The following is a 1,885-nucleotide window of genomic DNA, read 5'->3' as shown; positions in this document are numbered from 1 at the left end:
GTAACCGCTGTTCTCAGGCCACGGCCTTGAGTGGCGCGGGGACGTAGGCCCATGGCAGCAGGTCGTCGATCTGGTTCTGCGGGTGACCGGCGACGATGCGGGTGATGACGTTGGCGAGGTAAGCGTACGGGTCAACGCCGTTGAGCTTGCAGGTCTCGATCAGCGAGGCGATGGTTGCCCAGTGCTCTCCACCGCCATCGGAACCGGCGAAGAGGGCATTTTTCCGATTGAGGGCGATGGGGCGGATACTGCGTTCAACGATGTTGGAGTCGATTTCGACGCGCCCATCGTCGAGGAAGCGGCCGAGCCCGGCCCAGCGCGAGAGCGCATAGCGGATCGCTTCGGCGAGCTTGCTCTTCTGGCTGACCAGCGCGAGCTTTCCGCGCAGCCAAGGCTCGAGGGCATCAATGATGGGTCGGCTCGTTTCCTGGCGAGCGGCGCGGCGCTCCTCCGCCGGGCGCCCTCGGATCTCGTTCTCGATCTTGTAAAGCTCAGCGATGCGCTGCAGGGCCTCCGTTGCGATTGGAGCGGGTCCGGACTGCGCCAGTTCGTAGAAGCGGCGACGCACGTGCGACCAGCAGAAGGCCAGGCTCATGGCGTTGCGCTCGGCCAGCGCCTTGTATCCGGCGTAGCCGTCGACTTGAAGGATCCCGACGAAGCCCTGAAGGTGCCGCAGGGGCTGTTCGGCCTTTCGGTTGGGCGCATAGAGGTAGGCGACGCCGGGCGGATCGATCCCGCCCCAGGGGCGATCGTCGCGCGCATAGGCGAACAGCTGGCCGGTCTTGGTGCGGCCGCGCCCGGGATCGAGCACCGGGGCCGTCGTCTCGTCGGCGAAGAGCTTGTCGGACGCCTTCAGCCGCTCGAACAACCGCTCGTGGATGGGCCGAAGCAGGAAAGCTGCCTTGCCGACCCAGTCGGCGAGCGTCGAGCGGTCGAGGTTGACGCCTTGGCGGGCATAGATCTGGGACTGGCGGTAGAGCGGAAGGTGATCGGCGTATTTCGACACCAGCACATGCGCCACCGTCGCCTCGGTCGGGATGCCGCCCTCGACGAGGCGCGAGGGAGCCGGCGCCTGCACAACAACCTCCTCGCAGCTCCGGCAGGCGTATTTTGGTCGGCGTGTGACGATGACGCGGAACTGGGCCGGCACGATGTCTAGGCGCTCGGCAACGTCTTCGCCCATGACATGCAGCATTCCCTTGCAGCAGGGACAGCTCTTGTCGTCGATGTCGACGACCTGCTCGACCCGCGGCAGATGAGCCGGCAGTGAGCCCCTATTGGCCCGGCGCGTCCTGGCGCGAGCCCCGCCCTTGGCAGGATCGGCGGTGTCGTCCGCCGCGAAGCCTTCGGCCTCGACCTGCTCGGCCTCTTCCAGACCTAGCAGCAGCTGCTCGACGGGCAGGCTCTCTGCCCTGCGGCCGAAGCGGTGACGCTGCAGCTCCTTGATGATCTGGCGCAGCCGCTCGTTCTCGGCGCGCTCCGCGGCAAGCATCGCCTGAAGCGCGATCGGATCGTTGTTCAAAGGGTCGGCCGGATTGCTCACAAAGCCGATTCAATCATGCATTCCAATGCTTTGCCAGCGTTTTCGACGTCGACGGAATCAACTTGCCGCGACCGGCGCGCGCGTCTCGCGGGCATCATGCACGCGCCGCCAGTCCAGCCCTTCCAGGAGCGCCTGCAACTGCGCCGCCGTCAGCCTGACCACGCCATCGGTGATGGCAGGCCAGCAGAACTTCCCGTCTTCCAGACGCTTCGCCAGCAAACACACGCCGGTGCCGTCGAAGTAGACGAGTTTGACCCGGTCGGCGCGCTTGGCCCTGAAGACGTAGATCGCGCCACAGAACGGATCGGCGCCCATCGTCTCGCGTACCAGCGCAGCCAATCC

2 protein-coding genes are annotated in these 1,885 nt (G+C 66.1%); both read right to left on the bottom strand.

Going from position 1 to position 1,885, the window contains the following annotated elements:
* Window positions 1–13 precede the first annotated feature (13 nt).
* Window positions 14–1,543 carry an IS66 family transposase gene (locus tag L630_RS0120540; protein WP_024850042.1) on the bottom strand — a complete coding sequence of 510 codons (1,530 nt, stop codon included), beginning with the start codon at window positions 1,541–1,543 and terminating at the stop codon, window positions 14–16.
* A gap of 57 nt (window positions 1,544–1,600) precedes the next feature.
* On the bottom strand, window positions 1,601–1,885 hold a 285-nt coding region (tnpB, locus tag L630_RS0120535; RefSeq protein ID WP_024850041.1), incomplete at its 5' end, for an IS66 family insertion sequence element accessory protein TnpB.

Origin of the sequence: Aminobacter sp. J41 (assembly GCF_000526635.1) — a bacterium.
Lineage (GTDB): Bacteria > Pseudomonadota > Alphaproteobacteria > Rhizobiales > Rhizobiaceae > Aerobium.
This window is presented reverse-complemented; position numbering and strand designations above follow the sequence as displayed.